The sequence below is a fragment of the Sphingobacterium kyonggiense genome, assembly GCF_039536825.1.
Classification (GTDB): Bacteria; Bacteroidota; Bacteroidia; order Sphingobacteriales; family Sphingobacteriaceae; genus Sphingobacterium; species Sphingobacterium kyonggiense.
The window spans coordinates 164642-186772 of record NZ_BAAAZI010000006.1 but is presented as its reverse complement, the minus strand read 5'-3'; the positions used below and the strand labels follow the sequence as shown (position 1 = coordinate 186772).

24 protein-coding genes and 1 tRNA gene are annotated in these 22131 nt (G+C 38.7%); 6 read left to right on the top strand and 19 right to left on the bottom strand.

Annotation, left to right across the window (positions count from 1 at the left end; translation table 11 throughout):
• Positions 1–97 precede the first annotated feature (97 nt).
• The 3 genes from ABD676_RS05670 to ABD676_RS05660 all read left to right on the top strand — a co-directional run bounded on the left by ABD676_RS05670 (position 98) and on the right by ABD676_RS05660 (position 3950).
• The gene (locus ABD676_RS05670; protein WP_344673623.1) at positions 98–1390 is read left to right on the top strand and encodes a 4Fe-4S dicluster domain-containing protein; all 1293 of its coding nucleotides are present in this window, start codon (positions 98–100) and stop codon (positions 1388–1390) included.
• 12 nt (positions 1391–1402) lie between these two features.
• Entirely contained in the window at positions 1403–2197 is a 795-nt protein-coding gene (locus ABD676_RS05665) for a (Fe-S)-binding protein (RefSeq protein WP_344673622.1), read from the top strand.
• Between the two features lie 160 nt (positions 2198–2357).
• Complete coding sequence (locus ABD676_RS05660) at positions 2358–3950, top strand: sulfatase family protein (protein WP_344673621.1); 1593 nt, start codon at positions 2358–2360, stop codon at positions 3948–3950.
• 125 nt (positions 3951–4075) lie between these two features.
• Here ABD676_RS05660 and ABD676_RS05655 read toward each other — a convergent pair whose 3' ends face one another.
• Positions 4076–5062 (bottom strand): alpha/beta hydrolase, encoded by a 987-nt coding sequence (locus tag ABD676_RS05655; protein ID WP_344673620.1) that lies wholly within the window; start codon positions 5060–5062, stop codon positions 4076–4078.
• A 583-nt stretch (positions 5063–5645) separates the two neighbouring features.
• Between ABD676_RS05655 and ABD676_RS05650 the strand changes: the two genes are divergently transcribed.
• Positions 5646–5816 carry a helix-turn-helix domain-containing protein gene (locus ABD676_RS05650; RefSeq protein WP_344673619.1) on the top strand — a complete coding sequence of 57 codons (171 nt, stop codon included), beginning with the start codon at positions 5646–5648 and terminating at the stop codon, positions 5814–5816.
• 153 nt (positions 5817–5969) lie between these two features.
• On the opposite strand, the gene ABD676_RS05645 is transcribed toward ABD676_RS05650, so the two are convergent.
• From ABD676_RS05645 to ABD676_RS05565, 17 genes are all read right to left on the bottom strand, one after another.
• Entirely contained in the window at positions 5970–6326 is a 357-nt protein-coding gene (locus ABD676_RS05645) for a hypothetical protein (RefSeq protein ID WP_344673618.1), read from the bottom strand.
• 75 nt (positions 6327–6401) lie between these two features.
• Positions 6402–6875, bottom strand: coding sequence for a hypothetical protein (locus tag ABD676_RS05640; protein ID WP_344673617.1), 474 nt, complete (start codon positions 6873–6875; stop codon positions 6402–6404).
• A 79-nt stretch (positions 6876–6954) separates the two neighbouring features.
• Complete coding sequence (locus ABD676_RS05635) at positions 6955–7428, bottom strand: hypothetical protein (protein ID WP_344673616.1); 474 nt, start codon at positions 7426–7428, stop codon at positions 6955–6957.
• A 52-nt stretch (positions 7429–7480) separates the two neighbouring features.
• Positions 7481–7792 carry a hypothetical protein gene (locus ABD676_RS05630; RefSeq protein WP_344673615.1) on the bottom strand — a complete coding sequence of 104 codons (312 nt, stop codon included), beginning with the start codon at positions 7790–7792 and terminating at the stop codon, positions 7481–7483.
• On the bottom strand, positions 7786–8238 hold the full coding sequence (locus ABD676_RS05625; protein WP_344673614.1) for a NucA/NucB deoxyribonuclease domain-containing protein: 453 nt from the start codon (positions 8236–8238) through the stop codon (positions 7786–7788). Before ABD676_RS05625 ends, ABD676_RS05630 begins: the two co-directional genes overlap by 7 nt.
• 69 nt (positions 8239–8307) lie before the next feature.
• Entirely contained in the window at positions 8308–8613 is a 306-nt protein-coding gene (locus tag ABD676_RS05620) for a hypothetical protein (protein ID WP_344673613.1), read from the bottom strand.
• 199 nt (positions 8614–8812) lie between these two features.
• Positions 8813–9202, bottom strand: coding sequence for a hypothetical protein (locus ABD676_RS05615; protein WP_344673612.1), 390 nt, complete (start codon positions 9200–9202; stop codon positions 8813–8815).
• Between the two features lie 31 nt (positions 9203–9233).
• Positions 9234–9833: a hypothetical protein gene (locus tag ABD676_RS05610; protein WP_344673611.1), complete on the bottom strand. Its 600-nt coding sequence runs from the start codon at positions 9831–9833 to the stop codon at positions 9234–9236.
• A 10-nt stretch (positions 9834–9843) separates the two neighbouring features.
• Positions 9844–10149, bottom strand: a complete 306-nt coding sequence (locus ABD676_RS05605; protein WP_344673610.1) for a hypothetical protein — start codon at positions 10147–10149, stop codon at positions 9844–9846.
• A 158-nt stretch (positions 10150–10307) separates the two neighbouring features.
• Positions 10308–10631: a hypothetical protein gene (locus ABD676_RS05600; RefSeq protein WP_344673609.1), complete on the bottom strand. Its 324-nt coding sequence runs from the start codon at positions 10629–10631 to the stop codon at positions 10308–10310.
• Between the two features lie 557 nt (positions 10632–11188).
• Positions 11189–11794 (bottom strand): hypothetical protein, encoded by a 606-nt coding sequence (locus tag ABD676_RS05595; RefSeq protein WP_344673608.1) that lies wholly within the window; start codon positions 11792–11794, stop codon positions 11189–11191.
• 43 nt (positions 11795–11837) lie between these two features.
• Positions 11838–12386: a DUF3885 domain-containing protein gene (locus ABD676_RS05590; RefSeq protein WP_344673607.1), complete on the bottom strand. Its 549-nt coding sequence runs from the start codon at positions 12384–12386 to the stop codon at positions 11838–11840.
• A gap of 324 nt (positions 12387–12710) precedes the next feature.
• Positions 12711–12794, bottom strand: a tRNA-Leu gene (locus ABD676_RS05585).
• Between the two features lie 56 nt (positions 12795–12850).
• Positions 12851–13729: a Ppx/GppA phosphatase family protein gene (locus ABD676_RS05580; RefSeq protein ID WP_344673606.1), complete on the bottom strand. Its 879-nt coding sequence runs from the start codon at positions 13727–13729 to the stop codon at positions 12851–12853.
• 76 nt (positions 13730–13805) lie between these two features.
• Positions 13806–14828 (bottom strand): Gfo/Idh/MocA family oxidoreductase, encoded by a 1023-nt coding sequence (locus ABD676_RS05575; protein WP_344673605.1) that lies wholly within the window; start codon positions 14826–14828, stop codon positions 13806–13808.
• A 14-nt stretch (positions 14829–14842) separates the two neighbouring features.
• Positions 14843–15448, bottom strand: a complete 606-nt coding sequence (locus ABD676_RS05570; protein WP_344673604.1) for a hypothetical protein — start codon at positions 15446–15448, stop codon at positions 14843–14845.
• A gap of 78 nt (positions 15449–15526) precedes the next feature.
• Entirely contained in the window at positions 15527–18103 is a 2577-nt protein-coding gene (locus tag ABD676_RS05565; RefSeq protein ID WP_344673603.1) for a phosphoenolpyruvate carboxylase, read from the bottom strand.
• A gap of 235 nt (positions 18104–18338) precedes the next feature.
• Here ABD676_RS05565 and ABD676_RS05560 point away from each other — a divergent pair, with 235 nt between their 5' ends.
• A complete protein-coding gene (locus ABD676_RS05560; RefSeq protein ID WP_344673602.1) occupies positions 18339–20528 on the top strand; it encodes an FUSC family protein in 2190 nt (729 codons plus the stop codon).
• A complete protein-coding gene (locus tag ABD676_RS05555) occupies positions 20521–21498 on the top strand; it encodes a YpdA family putative bacillithiol disulfide reductase (protein ID WP_344673601.1) in 978 nt (325 codons plus the stop codon). Before ABD676_RS05560 ends, ABD676_RS05555 begins: the two co-directional genes overlap by 8 nt.
• Here ABD676_RS05555 and ABD676_RS05550 read toward each other — a convergent pair.
• Complete coding sequence (locus ABD676_RS05550) at positions 21487–22101, bottom strand: TetR/AcrR family transcriptional regulator (RefSeq protein WP_344673600.1); 615 nt, start codon at positions 22099–22101, stop codon at positions 21487–21489. The genes ABD676_RS05555 and ABD676_RS05550 overlap by 12 nt on opposite strands.
• Between the last annotated feature and the right edge of the window lie 30 nt (positions 22102–22131).

The following is a 22131-nucleotide window of genomic DNA, read 5'->3' as shown; positions in this document are numbered from 1 at the left end:
TCAAAAAGGTGAATTAGTTTTTAATCGGTCTAAATAATTTAATATGCATGCATAGTATATTAAGATTAATTATATTTGTTAACCTAATTTATAAACTATGATAGGTCAAGTTATTTTTGCCGTACTACTGATTGGGGCTATTTTTCTTTTTTATAAGAATGCCCGAAAAATATACAGAAATATTCAACTTGGGAAACCATTAGACCGAACGGACAGACCAGCTGAACGTTTCAAGACGATGTTATTGGTAGCTTTTGGACAGAAAAAGATGTTCAAGAGACCTATTCCTGCCCTACTGCATCTATTTGTCTATGTAGGATTCGTGATTATCAACATCGAGATGTTGGAAATTGTCATTGATGGATTATTTGGATCGCATCGTGTATTTTCTTTCTTGGGTGGTTTTTATGATTTCCTGATCTATTCATTTGAAATATTAGCCTTCCTGGTTTTATTGGGTTGTGTGATTTTTGCGATTCGTAGAAATGTCATTAAGGTAAAGCGTTTAAATCAGGCGGAATTGAACAACTGGCCAAAGACAGATGCGAATCTAATCTTGACTGCAGAGATTCTGTTGATGGCTGCTTTCTTGACCATGAATGCTGCAGATTTCAAATTACAGAGTCTGGGTGCGGAACATTACCATGCCGTTGGTTCATTCCCTATTTCACAATACATTGCACAGTGGCTTCCTGAGTCCATCAATAGCTTAATTTTTATTGAACGATTCTGTTGGTGGTTCCACATTGTAGGAGTTTTGGCCTTCTTAAACTACTTGGTGATATCCAAACACCTGCACATTTTATTGGCATTCCCGAATACTTACTTCTCCAATTTGAATCCAAAAGGAGAGTTCAGCAATATGGCTTCTGTTACGGAAGAGGTGAAAGTAATGCTAGATCCTTCCCTTCCTCCTCCTACAGGTGAGCCAAGTCGATTTGGAGTTAAGGATGTTCAAGACTTAAACTGGAAGAATTTACTGGATGCTTATACCTGTACCGAATGTGGTCGATGTACTTCTGCTTGTCCGGCTAATATCACAGGTAAGCTTCTATCCCCTCGTAAAATCATGATGGATACCCGCGACCGTGTATCGGAAGTAGGCAAGAACATCGACAAGAATGGGAGCTTCCAGGATGACGGAAAGTCTTTGTTGGATACTTATATCACTCGAGAGGAAATATGGGCTTGTACAAGCTGTAATGCTTGTGTAGAGCAATGCCCAGTTAACATCAATCCATTGGAAATTATTATTGGTTTACGTCAGTATGCGGTTATGGAAGAATCACAGGCACCGGCAAGTATCAATAACATGCTTTCCAATTTGGAAAATAATGGCGCGCCTTGGAAATATAGCCAAGCAGATCGCGCTAATTGGACAAATCAATAATTTAAAAACAACATGGAAAATCAAATTCATATACCTACTGTTGCCGAGTTAGTGGCTAAAGGAGAAAGCCCTGATTTATTATTCTGGGTTGGTTGTGCAGGAAGTTTCGATGAAAGAGCGCAACGCATAACCCGTGATATCTGCAAAATCTTGCAACATGTAGGCATTAAATATGCTATTTTAGGAACAGAAGAAAGTTGTACTGGCGATCCGGCAAAACGCTCTGGAAATGAATTTCTATTTCAGATGCAAGCGATGATGAACATCCAGGTACTGGATGGTTATGAGATCAAAAAGATCGTTACAGCATGTCCGCATTGCTTCAATACCATAAAAAACGAATACCCTAGCTTAGGTGGACATTACGAAGTCATTCACCACACGCAATTAATACAGTCCTTAATCGATGAAGGAAAATTAAGACCTGCAGATGGTCATGCCTTTAAGGGTAAGCGCATTACCTATCATGACCCTTGTTATTTAGGCCGTGGAAATGATGTTTATGAAGCGCCAAGAAAGGCTTTGGAAGTATTGGACGCCGACTTAGTGGAGTTGAAAAGATGCAAATCCAATGGTCTATGTTGTGGTGCCGGTGGTGCTCAAATGTTCAAAGAACCTGAAAAAGGCGATAAAGATATCAACGTAGAACGTATAGAAGATGTGATAGAAAGTAAAGCAACAATCGTTGCTGCTGCTTGTCCATACTGTATGACCATGCTTCGCGATGGGGTTAAAGTCAAAGAAAAGGAACAAGAAATCCAAGTGCTCGACATTGCCGAGATAACCGTCAAAGCAAATAACCTATAAAGTTTATTTACATAAAGTTTTAAGTTTAGAGGATCAATTACCCAGTTGGTCCTCTTTTTTGTGTTCAGTAAACTATTCTGTGTACCACTTGTTGTTTACTCATGGGCATATGATTAACTTCATCTAGATTTTATGATATCGCCCACGTAAGCAACCTGTTATGATTCGATTTTATTTAATAATTACGGCATTACTATTTGGCTTCTTAAGTCATGCGCAAAAACAAGGCAGTGCTAAGCGTCCAAATATCGTCTATATCATGAGCGATGACCATGGTTACCAAGCCATCAGTGCATATGGTTATGGGCTGAATAAAACAGCTAATATCGATAGGCTTGCCAAAGAGGGCATCCTTTTCAATAGGGCCACCGTAACAAATTCCCTTTGTGCCCCAAGCCGTGCGGTATTGCTTACCGGAAAGCACAGTTACATCAATGGAAAGATTGATAACGAAGCGAAATTCAATTGGGATCAAGACAACTTTGCTAAGCTTTTACAGCAGCATGGTTACCAGACAGCTTTAATTGGCAAAATCCATATGGATGGTATTCCACAGGGGTTTGATCATTCTGCTGTGCTGATTGACCAAGGCGAATATTACAATCCTAATTTTATCATCAATGGTGAAAAGCAACAGCTTCAAGGCTATGTAACCGACCTGACAACGGATATGACCTTGGATTGGATTGCTCATCGCGATACCAATAAACCCTTCTGTGTACTCTATCATCAGAAAGCACCTCATCGGGAATGGTTACCTGCATTGCGACATATTAAGTCCTATACAGCACAGACTTTCAAAGAGCCTGCTACCTTATTTGATGACTTTTCCAACCGTGGTACTGCAGCTAAAACCGCTGAAATGAACATCCTAAAGCACATGAGCTGGGCAGGTGATAATAAAGTCCCACCGGCTATGGTGGATGAACTCGGATTAAAGAGCTTTTTAACTTGGGATAAGGCAGCTTTCAATAACAACCTCGGACGCATGAATGCAGCAGAACGTGCTGCATGGGACAGTGTTTATAATCCCATTATGGAAGAATTTAAAGCAAAGTATCCAAATATGTCCCAAGAGGATTTGATGCGCTGGCGATATCAACGTTATATGCAAGATTACCTGGGAACGGTAGCTGCTGTAGATGATGGGGTCGGAAGATTACTGGATTTTCTCAAAGAAAATAATCTAGATGAAAATACCATCGTCATTTATACTTCTGATCAAGGTTTCTACCTAGGTGAGCATGGTTGGTTCGACAAGCGATTTATGTATGAAGAATCACTACGAACTCCCCTATTGATCCGTTACCCAAAGGAAATTACTGCAGGAAGTAAATCCGATGCTTTGGTACAAAATCTAGATTTTGCACCTACTATATTGGACTATGCAGGTGTTGAAATCCCTAAAGAGATGCAAGGAAAATCTTTTCGGAAAATCATGAATGGAAAGGAGAAAAAGTTTAGAGATGCTATTTATTACACTTATTACGAGTACCCTTCCATCCACATGGTCAAGCGGCATTATGGTATCCGGACCGATCGATATAAACTGATTCACTTTTATTATGATGCCGATGAATGGGAGCTATATGATCTAGAAAAAGATCCGCAAGAAATGCACAATGTATATTCAGACCCTGCTTATCGTAAGATCAGATCTCAAATGCACAAGAAACTCGATAAGATTCGTAAAGAATACAAAGATTCTAATGAAAACAATCAGCGATTCATCAGTCAAATCAAGAATAAATAAGTGAAAGGGTTTTATAGTCGATATAGAAATAAAGAATCCTAATAAAATGAATACAGAACAGGGTCAGCAAATCGCTGACCTTGTTCCATATTATAAATATTCTTGAACAGATTTATTTAACTGCATCATTTCTTAGGAAACAAGGCATTCTTCAATGCCAGTGCAGCTTGATCTACAGAATCCTTAACTGCTTCTATATGATTCAGGGGATTCAACAATCCGTAATCGTGTATAAAACCATTGAAGGTCTGAATGGTCACTGGAACACCTGCTTCATCCAATTTTCGCGCATAGTCCAAGCCTTCATCAAAGAGAATATCGTTTTCTGCCAATTGCACTAAAGCTGGAGGAAGTCCGGATAATTGCTCTTTACTGGCATTAAACGGGGTAGCATAATATTCTTTTCGTTTTTGTTCATCTGGTAAGTAGTTATCCCACATCCACTTCATCATATTGGCTGTAAGGAATCTTCCATCAGCATATTTCTTCCATGAATCCCGTGAGAAATCAGCGTCGGTAACTGGCCATAATAACAATTGGAATTTTAGATCTGGTCCGCCTTTATCTTTTGCCATTAAGCAAAGTACCGAGGTCATATTTCCTCCTACACTGTTTCCAGCAGCTGCCATATTGCTTCCATCAACACCTATTTCTGCTCCATTTTCTGACACCCATTTACATGCGGCGTAAATCTCATTGATGGCAGTCGGGTATTTAGCCTCCGGTGATGGTGTGTAATCCGTAAATACAGCTGCTGCACCACTGTTGACCACCAAATCACGAACTAGTCTTCGGTGCGTTGGATAGTCTCCTAATATCCATCCTCCTCCGTGAGTAAACATAAATACCGGTAACTTATCAGAATTTGCATTTGCGGGTTTAACAATATGAATATTGACGGTGATACCGTCTTGGGTAATTTCACGCTCGCTTTCCTCAATTCCGGAATAGTCAACATCAACCGATTTCTGTGCATCTACCAGAACCTGTCTTGCCTTTTCTGGACTTAGTGTTTCCAATGGAGGATCACCAGCATTATTAAGTTGCTCTAAAAACGATCGTATTTCTACTAAAATTTTCGGGTCATTTTCTGCTTTCATGTGCTGTGTCATAGTATCTTGTTTTTCTTGATTAACTCTTGTGAATGATTGTTTATAATAAAGAATTTATACCCTTTTAAGGTTGAAATAATGTATTCTAATAATCATTAATCTCTTTGATGGAGATTGAAGTTAATGCGTGTATAGATATAACAAGTATTTGGAGAAAGCGTTTTTTAAAAGTTCTAATTAGGGTTGGAATTGGGGGCTTCTATGAAAAAAGAACCTTTAGGATCTCAAAGTCTGATCTTGTGGGTTCAGCTTCGAATAAGGATTATGTTAAGCGTACGCTGGATCTCGTCCAAAAACCTGAGAAGCTTTAAGAAAACAAGAAACAGACATTGTATAACCTGTTTAATAAGTTCAGACTTGTTCCTTTCTTCAATACCCCCCTGTTATTGCCCAGATGATCCGTCAGATAGTAATGAAAACTATAGGTTCCATTCGAGTTCAATAGATATCCTTCCCCAGTTCCTAAGCGCTCGAGTGTGCTTATCGCCGTTTCGATCTTTCGAAGCAGATTAAGGCATCCCGTGAAATCATCGGCAAGTACGAGCGTAGGGAAGCTGTAACTTCCATCAAGTCTGGCAAGAAAGTGGGGACTTCGGGGGATATCATTGGCCGCTACGAACGTGACGAGGTGACGCCTTCTATTGACGTGGTTAAAAGGTTAGCCGATGAACTCGGAACTACCGTTGGTTATTTGATTGGCGAAACTAAAGAAGCCCAGTTTTTAAAAGACCCTACTTTGTTGAAGAGATTTTAAGTGATTAACCAGCTCACAGAAAAAGACAAAGAATGTGTGTTTTCTTTCTCAATGCTTATCTTGCTAAAAGTAAATTACAAGCGTTTCTAAAATAATAAACCCCGCAAATACCGGGGACTTAAATTGTTAATTGTGCTTTTACGAGTCAAAATTTCACTCATATGGAAAAAGTTTATCACTGATTTTGAATACAAATTTGCTTTTTAACAACCACGCAACTTCAGACTTCACATCTTCATTCATTTCGTCATATTCAATTAGAGATTCTATATTTTCAATTTTATCAATAAAAACGACCTCAAAATTTAACTCATTTAACCCTAGAGGAATAATTTCAACAGCTTCATTAATACTATCTGCTTTGACGATTATATTTGCCCAAGCTCCTGAATAATTTATTCTCAATTCCTCATTTTCAAAGTCTATTAAATTACTAAACTCAAAATTATTTTTAGCTTTAATGTTCACAAAAGCTAGCCAAGTATTTTTAAAGCTTTTTTTATTTGCCATTTTTAATCTGGATTTCTTTTTGAAGATCGATTCTCATAATGGATATTATCCTTTCCCCTTAGCTTTTTTCCATTCTTAGTAGAATGATAATGCATTTTTTGCCCTTTTGTCACTTGAATGCTTTACAGGGCTTGTGTTTGATTTTGAATTATTTCTTGCTGCATCTTTTGCCTGTTTTTGGTTAGGCTTACTAACTGTATGTATTTTAGGCTTTCCACTTTGACCCAGCTGACTTTTTGATATTCCTTTTTCAGCAGCTTCTGAAAGATTCATAGCCTTTGTCCCATCAATAGCTTTATCAATAATCTTAACGTCCTTGCTGATTTTCCCTACTTTTGCCAAATCACCAACAACCGGGATAATTCCTGCGGCACTTATCGCAGCACCAAACCAATCGCCATTTTTAATTTGCAAGCCTGCATTTAGACCATCGGCTACTCCAATAGGATCAACTATTCCAACAATGTCTAAAGCAGCACCTAAAACAGCATCACCCTCCAAGGTATAATTCCCTCTGAAATCAATGAGATTACAAGGCCAGGAAAACATATGCGCAATAAAACAATAGTGCCAACCTTTTTCAAGATTGGTACCACTGTTTATATACTAGTCTTCTGTAATATCGAAACTACGGAATATATTGTTTTAAGACCTTTACTTTCTTATCATTATTCATAGCTGGCCAAATAACTATACGATAAAAATCATTTCCTTCATCCCCCTGAACAGTTGTCAATCCTTTTGAATAAACCCGAACACTATACAACCCCGATGGTAACTCAACTTCTTGAACTACACTTGATGTAGGACAGTCCTGAACTTGTAAAACACCTGTATCAATATCGATTTTACCTTCAACAACATGATCATACTCATCTAAGTTTCCAATATTAGATCCATCATTCTTTATTTCCAACTGTCCCTTTATTGGACCATAACTTCCTGTAAAAACAGCTAATAAGTTCTCATTTACACCCAATCTATTCACTAAAGCTGAATCTGCCCAAATATCCTTTTCTGAGTCTTTATACTCACTATCTACTATATAAAATTGATTATACTGGGTATAAAAATCTAAAGGGTATACGTCCTCATAATTCATATTTTTACAGGAGCTAAGATTTAATAAAATCAATAAAACAAACAACACAAAACTATCCTTGATTATCAAACTCATAATTACCAGTATGAAAAGATGGTGGAACCAAAATCGGAAGCATAAAAGGTATCAGCAATCTGTTCAATATCGGTGACAATATACTTCCTGATGGAACTCTAGGAGCCATTTTTGGCAAGGGTACTAAAGGAAAGACCGGCACCGGGCTAGGTTCAGGCACTGGACTAGGCTCCTTATCGATTGGAACCGGCAGTACTAAAAAAGCTTCACCACTTTGCATATTCCTATATAATTTTTTCAGATCTTGACCTTGCTTATTATTTTCGTACCAAGGAACATGTGCTACCATTGCCCCTTACCTCCCTCAAATGTCGAAGCATAGGGATATTCATCTCTCTGATAGCCATCAATCGTACGAACTCCTTTTGTTGCTTCATATCTTCTTTTGTCCCTATTTTTTTTATCTATATCATAATGAAGAACCTGTGGTTTACCATGTCTAAAAGCATTCAATGTATGCGCATATATATTTGGGGAATCTTTCTGTTTAACTAGATGAACATTCAAGGGCTTGTTATTCTCTGCCTGCCTTTTAAATGCTACGAATGCTATTTTAGCATCCTCCCCAGTAAACCTTACACCTCCATTTATATTAAAAATATCTCTTCCATCCGGATCGATAAATCTACTTGGATTATTAATAGCATAATTATAAGTAGACCATCTTCTGTGCTTCTCAGCCAGCGGATCCACGACATGCCATCTACCAATCTCCGCATTCCTTCGTTGGCACACTGGACAAGCTTCGAACCTAGCACCGTAATCCAACTGATCACCTAGTTCCTCCTGATCTTCCTTTTCATTTTAAAGATAGCGATTGTTTCCACTGGTTACAAGGGCTCTGGTCTTCCTAAATTCATAGTAGTCCTGTCTCTGGATGATTTCAGGAACGGTCAGACTTGTTCCTTTCTTCAAAACCACTCTGTTGTTGCCTAGATGATCCGTCAGATAGTAATGAAAACTATAGGTGCCGTTCGAGTTCAACAGATAACCTTCCTCTGTAGCTATTCGCTCGATTACGTTTGGAGCTGAATATTCTATCCCTCCTACATAGTCCTGTCTACTCATGACCCCATTTACTGTGGAGTTCTTGGTCAGCTTGGTTCCCATTGCATCATAAACTTATGAGACACTTGTTCTGCTCATAACGTTAATCGCTGCTACGATGATGGAAAGGATCACGTATTTGCCCTGCTCGGTGCCTTCCTCGCAAAGATGCAGGGCAATTACGTGATCCTAATGTAAAAAAGCCCAATCCGATAAAGATTGGGCTGTTACAAACAAAAAATAAATTACGTTTCCCCCTCAATTACTCATGTTTTTCTAGAAACTTCCGTACAACACTTTTTGTCATATTGTAAGGATTCCACATATTTTCCGATATACGGAAGTCATCTGGAACTTTCAGAAAAGCGTCAGCACATAATACTTGGAACTCCTTATGCACACCATCCTTCATTAAATACCCTCCAACGTAATAGGGGCGTACCCCTGTATCAGCCACGACATCTAAAGAATAGTCTTCAATAAACGATGAAACCCTATTAAACACCATTACAGACCTATCTATATACTTCATATTTTCACCTTCATTTAGAACGTGATTACTAACTCCTATATTAAAAAAGAGTATTGATAGAACATCTCCCTCAATCCTTATATCACCTATATACGAATTGAATGTGTCTATTTCATCCATCCCTTTATCAAACCGACGCATATCCATTAGCTTATCTATTTCTTTCGAGGATTATCTCAAACATCTTTCCTTGTATCGGTTGCCCATCCGTCCTAGAAAAGCCTTTGCCTGATACTTCTGTAACACTCTGAATAACCTTAAAGCCGTCTAATCCATCAGCTTTCCCATTAACAATAGAGTTAAAATATTTATTAGACATAGTACCTCTAACCGTCAGAGTTCCTCCTCCTTCCAATAACTGAGTTGCTTCCGACAAAAATGTCGCTTGGGGATTATCTGCAACAATCTGTCCTACTTTAGATCCAGCAAACTGCTCCGCAAATTCTCCTACAGTTCCTTTAAAACCGTCTATTGCTTTCGGGTCTATACTTATTCCTTTTTTGTATGCAGATTTAGCTCCTCCAAAAAAGTCCAACAATACGCCGCTACCTTTTCTTATAGTCGCACCAACGGCTTTGCCTAATTCATCACCTGCACCAACTGAATACTGTGCCGCTGGATTAGGATCTATTGCAGAAGCAAGAAATGCACCAGCTTCTCCCACCAATCTCCGCATTCCTTCGTTGGCACTCTGGACAAGCTTCGAACCTCGCACCGTAATCCAGCTGATCGCCCAACTCCTTCTGAGCATCCTTGTTATCTTAAAGATAGCGATTGTTTCCACCTGTTACAAGGGCTCTGGTCTTCCCAAATGCATTGTAATCCTGTCTCTGGATGATTTCAGGAACGGTCAGACTTGTTCCTTTCTTCAAAACCACTCTGTTGTTGCCTAGATGATCCGTCAGATAGTAATGAAAACTATAGGTGCCGTTCGAGTTCAACAGATAACCTTCCTCTGTAGCTATTCGCTCGATTACGTTTGGAGCTGAATATTCTATCCCTCCTACATAGTCCTGTCTACTCATGACCCCATTTACTGTGGAGTTCTTGGTCAGCTTGGTTCCCATGGCATCATAAACTTATGAGACACTTGTTCTGCTCATAACGTTAATCGCTGCTACGATGATGGAAAGGATCACGTATTTGCCCTGCTCGTTGCCTTCCTCGCAAAGATGCAGGCCATACTAAAGTAAAAGCCTGACCTAAACAGATCGGGCTATAAGTATCATAAAAATGGGAACATGTTGTTTTTGCCAAACACCATATACAAAAGCAACAGTAACACAAAAACAACCAATGGAACAATGATTAAAACAGCCATAGGTACAGTGCTTCCTTTTGCAAAGAGAAGAGCAATTGATGCAGAGAACAAAACCACCAAGCAAATATAAAGGGAGTAAACCACAATATTCCTGAACACTTCAATTGTGTGAAAGTAATCGCTGCCAAATATCCTACTTAACAATGTCTCCTTAAAGAAGTTCAAGAAAAACAGAAGTACCGTAAATGCAGCCAGATAATAATATTTTTCAGCGAGAAACTTGATCATAACATGTTATTGCTGTTTGTTTTTGGGACTTATTGGTGGAAGATTTCTATTCCCCATCATTCCCATTCCGCATTTCCAACGATCTGTAATACTCATTATAGACCCATTAAATACAGGCCCAGGAATAAATTTTGATAGAAAGTACTTCTTCTTTAAAGAGTTTTCTATACTATTCAATGAATTATTTGACAACTTCCAATAAGAACCTTTTATAACTTTTGCTCTCTTAACAACTGCTCTCCATCCCAAACACGTGCTGCATCTCCTTTGAGAGGACTACCATTGCACAAACTTTGTAAGCCGCCCCATACATCATCCATTATCATTTTATTACCAGATTTAACGAAACTCTTTATCTCGTCATTGGAATATCCTGTCAAGGTCGCTCACCATTCCAATAAGATTTTCAACTTATCAACAGTCGATGCAGCTGCACCTGCCCGTTGAGTTTCAAACCCTCGACTAGCAGTTTCATCATGAAACCATTTGTAAAAATCGGCTCTATTCTGTCGGTTCTGTCGGCTGTTCTGATTTTTGATTTTTCGGGGCTTTGATTTTTATTTATACATTCTTTCAAATTCATCTTTCAATAACCTGCCTTGTTTTTTATCAAGTGTGTTGATTTTGTTGTAAATAGTTTCAAATTTTTCTTTGTTCTGTAAATCATATTTTCCCGAACCATCAAAAACAAAATGCCAAAAACTTGTTATTTCTTTGTTGGGTTTCATTGTAAGAATTTCTAAAAAAATGTTTGGCTTACTGATTATTAATTCAGATAAATTTGACTGAAAAAGTCCAATTCCGTCTGCCTCCCAAACACCGTCTTTTGCAATTTTATACACTTTACTCACAAAAGTTTTAAAACTAATTTTTTCTTTACTCTTAAAAAAATAATATATGTGAGTTTCATAAAAATCATACAAAGGTTTTTTTCCTGTTTCATCATCAAAACCATAAAAATCTATAAGCTCGCTGTATGTATCTGGAAATAGTTTAAAAAATGTTACATAATCGTCCTTTTCGAAAGCCTGTTTAAGTTTCTCTATTCTCGTATCTGAAACACTATCTTTTTGTGCAACATTGTTACTTTCTTCTTTTTTTTCATTTGCATTGCATGAAAAAATCAAACAAGAAATTGTCAAAATCAAAAATATTTTTTTCATTTCTTTTGAGGAATTTTGTTGTTCACCATCATTTAAGTGAGGCCTACTGATTTAACCAACAAGAGAAACGAGCATTAATAACATCCACAAATTCCCTATTCGGCGAATAAATATCACAACCTCTATCATCATAAATATTTACAATCGCTGGCTCCTCAAAGTCTACAAAGTAACACGTGATATTAGCAGATGGTGTAAAAGCCATTTCATAATTTATGACGGACAAAGCTAAAGGCAATACTTTCTGAAAAGAGTATTGTTTATAATACAGACATATTACATTACAGTTACCCCTATTCCATTCAAACCTCTTATCCGCCATATCAGGATTCAGACCTGCATCTTTTAAAGCTTTCAACCCTTCATCATCCCACAAAATTATCTGTAACCATATTCCCTTTCCTTTAAAAAAGCTGTCCAAAATAGAATTGCTTCTTTTTAATGCCTGTTTTACTCTAGACTCATCTTCAAGATCTTCTCCTAAATCAATTCTTATTCTATTTTCCTTGATATTCCTCAAAGTATTATGGCTTATATCACCGAACCTATCAAGAAATATCCTGTCGTAATCAGCTTTATTCTTAATTTCCATTAATTTTTGAATATATTAAGATTCTCATCTGCTTTCCAAACTCTTAAGAATGCCTCCTTCCCGTTCCACCTGCCTATCACCGCATTCTTTCGTTGGCACTCTGGACAAGCTTCGATCCTCGCCCCGTAATCCAACTCATCACCCAGGTCCTTCTGAACTTCCTTGCCATCTTAAAGATATCGATTATCACCTCCAGTTACAAGTGTCTTAGTCTTCCCAAATGGGTTGTAATTCTGTTTTGTACAAGATCCGACTTATTTTATAGTTATTACCCACACTGAACACACAAAAAAAAGAGACCCTATCAAATAGAATCTCTTTTAGTGCCCAGGAGCAGATTCGAACTGCCACACCTGTACAGGCGCCACCCCCTCAAGATGGTGCGTCTACCAATTTCGCCACCTGGGCGTAGACCCCGCAAAAATACGCTTTATTTTGAATCCTACAACGTATTTTTTTTGATCTTATTTATTAAAATTCTTATTGATTAAGGTCTGAATAATACCATCTGCCAAACCAATCCGAGGTGCCATAATATTCTTTAAATGCCCTACTTTCATAATCGTCAAGAAGATCTCTGAAGCAGGAATAATAACATCGGCACGGTCTTGTTTTAATTCCAGCACATTGATCCTGTCCTTTAAGGAATAAGAACTCAGGTACACATACATTGCTTTTAGTTTAGCATAGGAAATCGGCTTATCCGCTTTCTCATTGGCCATTCTAGACAATTTATTAATGTTACCCCCAGAACCAATACCATAGATCGTTTTATAACTCTTGGTGATGTTCTTCACCCAAAGTTTCATATCGTCCCAAGTCTCTGGACTATCCTGATTGTCCAAAATACGGATAGTACCCAAGTTAAATGACCTGGAAGCAACAAGCTCACCATTGGCAAACAAAGAGATTTCTGTACTACCACCACCTACATCGATATACAAATAAACCTTGTTTTTATCCATATTGGTGTGGCTATGCACATTATAAATGATCTGGGCTTCTTCAGCACCATCGATAATCTTAATATCTATTCCCGCTTTTGAACAAGCTTCAACAACTTCTTTTCCATTGTCTGCATCGCGCATGGCTGAAGTAGCACATGCCATATAATCCGATACACGGTAAACATCCATCAGGTTCCGAAAAGCCGACATGGTCTTTACCATGTTCTCAAATTTGCCCTCAGAAATATGTTGATGAATGAATGCGTCGTCCCCTAAACGCAATGGAACACGTAATAAAGTGTTTTTATTAAACCCGACTTCGTTTTCTCTTTCAATTATATCAGCGATTAGCAAACGGACAGCGTTTGAGCCAATATCAATAGCAGCGTATCTCACGTTATGTAATTTGAATAGTTTAACAATGTTAAAAATCTTAGATTAAAGTAATGTTAAGTTAACATTAAATAGCCGTTTATTTTGTAGGTTCTAGGATTTCTAATTGCCATATGATCTCTTCCTTACGAACATAATAGGGTAATCCATGTCGTATGGTTTGGTAGACAGCATCAAATACCTTCATATAATCTCCTTTGAGTGAAGGCAATAATTGTTTTTCTCGTATATCCTCGGTATGTGCAACGGTCAATACACCTTCACGATCCATCGCTTCCTCTCCATATCCTGGCATATTCGGCAGCATCCCTTCCAGAAGCTGTGCCTCTTGAACATCAGACCTATGCTTTAAATAGCTTCCTTTTGTCGCATGTAGTACAAAGCTGGCTTGAGGGTCGGCTACTAAAAGACTTACGGTAATAAACACATTGACTCCAGATGGATAGTTCAGCATCACATGGCCATAATCATCTACTACGCTCTTTTCCCGAAAGGTACTTTTCAGTTTAGTAATGGATTTTGGTTTGCCAAAAAGCGATATCGCCTGATCTAATAAATGAGATCCAAGATCATACAGAATGCCCGATGCCGCTCTTTTAGTTTCCTTAAAAACTTTAGCTCCTATACCTGGTTTATAGCGATCAAAACGTAAATGAAGTTCTATAGGTCGACCAATTTCATTGGATTCCACGACCTCTTTGAGGCTCATGAAATCAGAATCGAATCTTCTGTTGTGGTAAGGAAGAATATGCTTGCCTTGTTCCTCCGCTAGTTGATAGAGGCGCGCAGCCTCTTGTGCTGTTGGAGCGAATGGTTTTTCGATGAGGACATGTTTACCCGCTAATAATGCCTGTTCAGCATAAGCGACATGTGTATCATTAGGCGTATTGACAATAACCAACTCAATTGCAGGATCATTTAACAAGTCTTCCACCCGATCGTAACTGATGACATTCGGATATTTTTCATGAGCAGACTTGTGATGTCGCTCGACAACCGCATGAAATTTAAAGTTTGGGTTGACCTCTATAAACGGCGCATGGAATACCCTTCCGGACATTCCATACGACAATATACCTGTAATTATTTGATTATTAATCATTAATATCTTATTGCTTAGTGATGCGCATGGGCATCTGCTTTACCACCTATAGCAGTAAACAACTCAGCAATAGATTCTGTTTTAGATTGTGCAAAATCACGAAGGTCTTTATTGGTGTTTGTAGACAATCTTCTAAAATGCTCTTTTGCTACAGCCACTTGGTGTTGAATGTGGTGCAAGTAAGCCTCATCAGAATAACCAGCACCATGTGCTGCTACAGCTGCATGAGCAACCGGAGCTGCTGCAGTAGAGTCTGTATGCGCTGTATCAACTGCTGCTGGAGCATCAGCTGAAGCATAAACCTCTTGACCTAAGATTGGGAAATCTACATGATATTTTGTTGCCAATGAATCCATCGTTGGAAGAATCTCACTGAAGAATTTAGAAACTTTGCTAGCAGCATCTTTCGCTTGCGCATTTCCTACAGACCCTACATGTTTCGCGTAGTCAACCTCATAAGGAGCCATTGCACCTACTTGTCTGAAGAATGCATAAGCATCTCCGTCAATTAAGGTCGTATGCGTGTATTTCAACTGTCTCTCAGCTGCAGTGTCAAACACACATGATGACAATGTTGTACTTGCTAAAACCGCTGCAACAAATAATGTATTTAATTTCATCGCTTTATATTTTTAAAAACACACAAAAATAAAAAAATATCCCTATTAATGCCTATTTATAAACAAATCATATTCATTCTAAGCTAAATTTCGCCCAGCATTCACCACACCATAAATCGTACGGCCAATTAATTTCTGATAAGTTTCTGTTTTTTCATCCTTTACAGCTTGTTTTTCCAATAATCGAATCGCATAATGCTGTATGATCAACAAAGGCAAAATAATTTTCTCACGCTCTAAAATCGATGCTCGCTCTACCGGATAATTCTCCATCAACTCTTCCATCCCAGTCAACTTCATCAAATACGATTTGGTCAAATCAAACTCTTCCTTCAGCAAGGTCCAAAATTCACCAAATTCTGGATCATCTTTCAAATATGCTGTAATATGGAAATTTGACTTTGTCATAGACATCATACAGTTATCAATCACCGTATTGAACATTCCTGATGTTTCATATAGGTTCTTCACATAAGACCATAAGTTATTGTCCTCAGCCCATTGTAAGGCTGTTCCAACACCAAAGAACCCCGGAATATTTTGCTTCAATTGACTCCAAGCAGTCACAAAACTTATCGCTCGCAAATCTTCCAAACGCAATTCCTTACCCGAATTACGCTTCATCGGTCTACTGGAGATATTGATTGAAGACAAGGCTTTCAATGGACTCAAGGTTTCCAAGTATTGCAAGAACTGCGGATGATGTCTTAATTCTAAGAATTTATGGTGGCTTTCCGCCGCCATCTGATCAATAACATCCTTTTGTTTTGGCGTCAAGGTATCCCCTACTTTTTGCTGTAAATCTGATACCAACCCCGCTTGAATCAATTGTTCAATATTATATCTTGCCGAATCTAAAGACCCATATTGACTACTGATCGTCTGTCCTTGAATCGTCAATTGAATATGGTTATTCTCAATTTCCTTACCCATAGAAGCATAGAAACGCTGTGTCTTACCACCACCACGTGCTGGAGGACCTCCACGACCATCAAAGAAAATTAAGTCTACATCGTACTCTCTCGAAATGGCTGTTAGCTCAACCTTCGCCTTATAGATGGACCAGTTCGCCATCAAATAACCCCCATCCTTGGTGCTATCTGAAAATCCCAACATGATCGTCTGCTTATTTCCACGTTTTTTCAAATGATGAGCATAAACCTCATTGGAATACAAGCTACGCATGACATCTGCTGCATGCTTCAGATCGTCTACCGTTTCAAACAATGGAACAAAATCCATGGTTAGATCTTCCTTCTTCCAACCCTGCCACAGGAACAATTGCATCAAGCCTAAAATATCGGATGCTTGCTGACAGTTACTGATGATAAAACGTTGTACTGCTCGCTCACTTCCTGATTGCTGGATCTGCTTAATCAATTGAATCACCTTCAAGGTATCTTCTACCAAAGGTTCAGCACCTTCATTTAAAGCCAGATTGTGCTCTGTGAACTTGATATGCTGCTCTTTTGCTTCCTCCGAATCACCTATCTCAGCCAAGGAAATACCGGTTTCTTCTGGATAATTTTCCAACAACCAATTGAAAGTCTGACGCAAGACACTGCTATCTTGACGAATATCCAAAGTGGTAAAATAGCAACCAAAGGTCAATACCTTACGTTTCAAATCTTCTACTATCTCGACAAAAAGACCATCGTGATCTTCCCGAAGAACACGGATTATTGCTGTTAAATTCTCTAAGATCTTCTCTGTTTCATCCACTGGATTCTCCACCGGATTAAAACTATTATCATAAAACAACTCTTGCAGCTTTTCCATATAACTTTCAACTCCACGGAAAGTAATGCGGCGTTTTACTACTCGGAAATCACGATAATAACAACGGAAAAGTATGGTACGAAGCAATGTCGCCACTTTCTTGGTACTCTCCCAAGTCACATTCGGATTACCATCTCGGTCCCCCCCTGGCCAAAAACCTAACTCAATTAAATGGTCAAGCTCCTTGGTCGACAATTCCAATTCATCATCAATCCTAGCTTGAATATCCGAAGCCACCTTATAGAATACATTTTCTAAGTACCAAGCCAAACTCGCTGCCTCATCTACAGGCGTAGGTTTTAGTTTATTGATAAATGGTGTCTTACCCAATTGCTGAAGCAACAAATGGATTTTAGGAATATCGTTTTTCTTTAATACCTCAATTAAATCATTGATGATGGACAGTACAGGCCCGGGATAAAACTGTGTCGGGTGAGCCGTTAATACCAAGCGCACGGACATTTCTTTTAACCGATTGATAACCTGTTTTCTAGTTTGAGGGTTCGACTGTGTAGCACCCAGGATGCTATCTAATCCACCGGTCTCATCGCTCTTTCCTACGGATTTAAATGCAGAATCTTCAACCGCATCAAACAATACCACCTGCCTTTCTACGTATTGAACAATTCGAAACAACAAATCCAAGCGATCATCTTCTTGCACGTACTGTTCGTATTGATCAAAGAAGCTGTCAATAATTCGCTCTGGTGTCTGGTGTTTTTCTACACCCTGCTCACAATGTGTCGTAAAAAATGGCAACAGCGTCCCTGTATGACGAACGCGTTGGAATGGAAGTGTTAGAAACAGGCTCTTGAACAAATCAAAACGCGTCAGCACTTGATTTTGAAAAGCTGCTTTTTTCTGACTTAATCTCATAGTTTTTTAAGTATCTCGTGAAATCCCGATTCGATAGGATAATAATCCTACAAATATATCATTTTAATAGATTTATCAGGTACTAATTGTAATTTTTACACTATTAAATTTATTTCGTTGACAATTTATCAAAAATCCTCCTTTTTCAATTCAAAAACCTATATTGCAATACAAAAAATCAACCCGCTAATATCGTAATATAAACAAGCCTTGCTTATCTTTGTTCGGACAAGCCATGATGAAAACGAAAGATATCAGTAATTTCTTCTACAGCCAATACTTTGCAGATGGCTTGCGCATCACCATAGGATGTATTGTACCCATTATCATCTGTGCGCTTTTAGGCAAATTTATCTTAGGAACTTACATCTCTTTAGGTGCCTTATTGGTCGGTCTATCCGACACACCAGGTGCGCCAAGTCATCGTAGAACTGGTATGATTGCCAGTTTCATCGTCTGCTTAGCCACACAGTTTATCACGGTTTTGGTGAACAGTAATATCTGGCTAATGACGGTTGTCATTGCGCTTTTATGTTTTATCTACTCCATGTTCGCTGTATTCAACGCTCGTGCAGCAACTGTTGGTTCCATGGGGATCCTGATTATGCTCATGTATGTAGATGATAGCAAGGAAGTTCATGATGAATGGATGTTCTTGGGCTATTTCATCATTGGTGCGCTGTGGTACATGTTGATTAGTTTCTCCCTGACACAGGTAAGACCATACCGACTCGCCCAACAAGAGCTTTCCGAATCTATTCGACATGTAGGTGATTTCATCCGTCTAAGGGCAAATTTCTATGATGTCCGCGCTGATTTTGAAGAGAACTACGGCAAACTTATCGACAAACAAATCGAGGTACACGAACACCAGGAGAATGTTAGGGATCTACTTTTCCAAAGTAAAAGGTCCATCAAGGACACCACCAAAATCGGACGTTTCCTGACATTAACCTTCAACGATATCGTGGATCTATTTGAACAATCCATGACCACCCATTACGATTATGAACTTATTCGTAAAACCTATGGGCACACCGGCATATTAAAGGAATACCGCATTCTACTGATAAAAATTGCTAATGAATTGGATCATTTGGCTTACCAATTGAACGCCAATAGAGCACCTAAACCACTTTACAATTTCACTAAGGATATTGATTATATTCTCGTTTCCATAGACAGACTGGAAAAGAAAGAAGGATTGAATATTATCCCATTGAAGAAAATCCTAATCAGTATTCGAAGTATTACGGTTTTCATTCATAACATTTACAATTACAGTGTTATCCGGCCAAACAAGGTTCATAAACAAGAAATTGAAGAGGCACATAAGTTTATTCAAACGGAGCATATCAACTGGCGCAGCTTCAAGGATAACCTTTCCTTAAATTCAACCATCTTCAGGCATGCCCTGCGCATGTCCATTGTCATGTCCCTGACCTACCTGATATTAAACCTCAATTTCTTTAATATCGGGCAGATGGGTGCCTTTTGGGTTCTCCTCACCATTATGGTGATCTTGAAACCAGGCTTTGGCTTAACCAAGGAAAGGAACGTCCAGCGTCTCATGGGTACCATCATAGGTGGAGTCATCGGCGCCATCGTATTGATGACCATACATGATGAGGTCATCCGTTTCATCCTCTTAATCTTCTTTTTCCTGACTGCCTATAGCCTATTCCGCGTCAATTATATTGTTGCTGTACTGTTTATGACACCTTATGTGATGATCATGCTGAGCTTTACAGGTGTAAATACATTTGTCATGGCTAAGGAAAGAGTATTTGACACCTTCTTAGGAGGTATGATAGCCTTTCTCTCCAGCTACCTCATATTCCCAAGTTGGGAAAGTTTCCAGATCAAGAGCAATATGCGGCAGGTCCTTATTGCCAACTACAATTACCTGTCACAAGCCGTGCGGATTCTCTATGGTGAAACCATCAGTGTGACCAGCTATAAACTTGCACGCAAGCAATTGTACATCTCCTCAGCGAATATGGGATCAACCTTTCAGCGTATGCTTTCAGAACCTAAATGGAGACAGAAAAGCACCAAGGAAGTCAATAGATTTGTTATCCTAAATCATATTTTATCCTCTTACGGAGCAACGCTATTAAGTCAATTGACCGAGGCGACAGAGACAAATTACACCAAAGAACATTTGGTGATATTGAAGAAAATATTGACGAATCTTTCCAAGGCCACCCTCCTATTGGAACCAACTGCGGAAGAGAATTTCATGGAAGTGACCGAATTCCCCGAGCTTACAGCCGATACCCTTGACCCGGAAGAGTCCAAATTAATTACAGAGCAATTGCAATTTTTAAATAAAATATCTGCAGATTTATATAAATCTACCGTGGATGTCATGCAGAAGGAAAAAAGCATTCAATTGGAAAAACTGGAAATAACAAATGGATAATATCTACGATATACTTATTGTGGGTGCAGGTCCCATTGGCATAGCCTGCGGAATAGAAGCCAAGAAAAACAACTTAAGTCATATCATCTTAGAAAAAGGTTGTCTGGTAAATTCCTTGTACAACTACCCCATTAACATGAGTTTCTTTTCTACCTCTGAGCGTTTAGAGATTGGTGACACACCTTTTGTGACGACTAATCCTAAGCCTAAGCGTGCTGAAGCTCTAGAATATTATCGACGTGTAGAGCGTAAATTCCAATTGAATTGTCACTTGTTTGAGGAAGTCAACATCATTCGAAAAGCAGAAGGCATTTTCCATGTTAACTCCAGCAAAGGCAATTATATGGCTAGGCAGGTCATTATCGCCACAGGCTTTTACGACATCCCTATGTATCTTAATGTTCCTGGAGAAGATCTCCCTAAGGTTCGACATTATTACGATGATCCGCATTACTATGCCAATCAGAAGGTCGTTGTGGTTGGTGCAAGCAACTCTTCAATTGATGCAGCTTTAGAAACCTACCGCAAAGGTGCAGAAGTTACTTTAATAGTTCGGGGTCCTGAAATTAGTCCAAGGGTAAAATACTGGGTAAGACCGGATATCGATAACCGAATAGCATTTGGTGAAGTCAAGGCTTATTTCAATTCCAATATCACCAACATTACCGAGGAGGAAGTAGAAATAGAAACTGCCGAAGGCACCATACACTTAAAAAACGACTTTGTCCTGGCATTAACAGGTTACAGACCCAATTTCACATTCCTAAGGAAGATTGGTGTAGAGGTACCTGATGCAGCGCCTTGTATCCCCGTGCATAACCCAGAAACAATGGAAACCAATGTGGAAGGCCTTTATTTGGCAGGAGTGGTATGCGGAGGATTAAATACGCACCTATGGTTTATAGAAAATTCGAGAGTACACGCCAATTTAATCATATTGGACATCTTGAAAAAGAACCTAGCCTCTTAGTCCATCAATGAAGATCTTCGATAATTTACGCTGTAGCTCTAAGATATAATCAAACTCTTCTTTAGTTGGTGGGAAAAATAGATTTTTGAATTCTTTCAATATCCCTAAACGCATGCCCAACATGGATATTAAAAGGATTTTGGCGGTTACCATAATGTCATCTATAGGCTTCAATTCACCTGTAGCAACTCCATTTTCTAATATCATCCGCACTTGATCAATTTCCCTTTCAAACAATACAGGAGTGACACATTCTAAATCAGGTGGCATATCGGCCCGTAAGGAATATGAAAACTCAAATACATTGTAATTTTCTTTGATGATTTTCAATCGTGTCTCTAAAAAAGCATCGATGGCCTCTTGGACAGTCTTGGCCTTTTCAATGCTAATGGTACTCTGCTCTAATAATTCATCAATGGTCAATTCCATGACCGCAGCAAACAGGCGATTCTTATCGGGAAAATAATAATACAGTAATGCTTTTGAGAACGACAAATCTTGGGCAATTTCAGCCATTGTGGTCTTTGCAAGACCATAATGTGCAAACCTTTTCTTGGCGGCTTCCAATATCTTTATTCTTTTCGCATCTGCATTCTTTGCCATGAACAATTTAATTAGTTAATATTTTAGCGT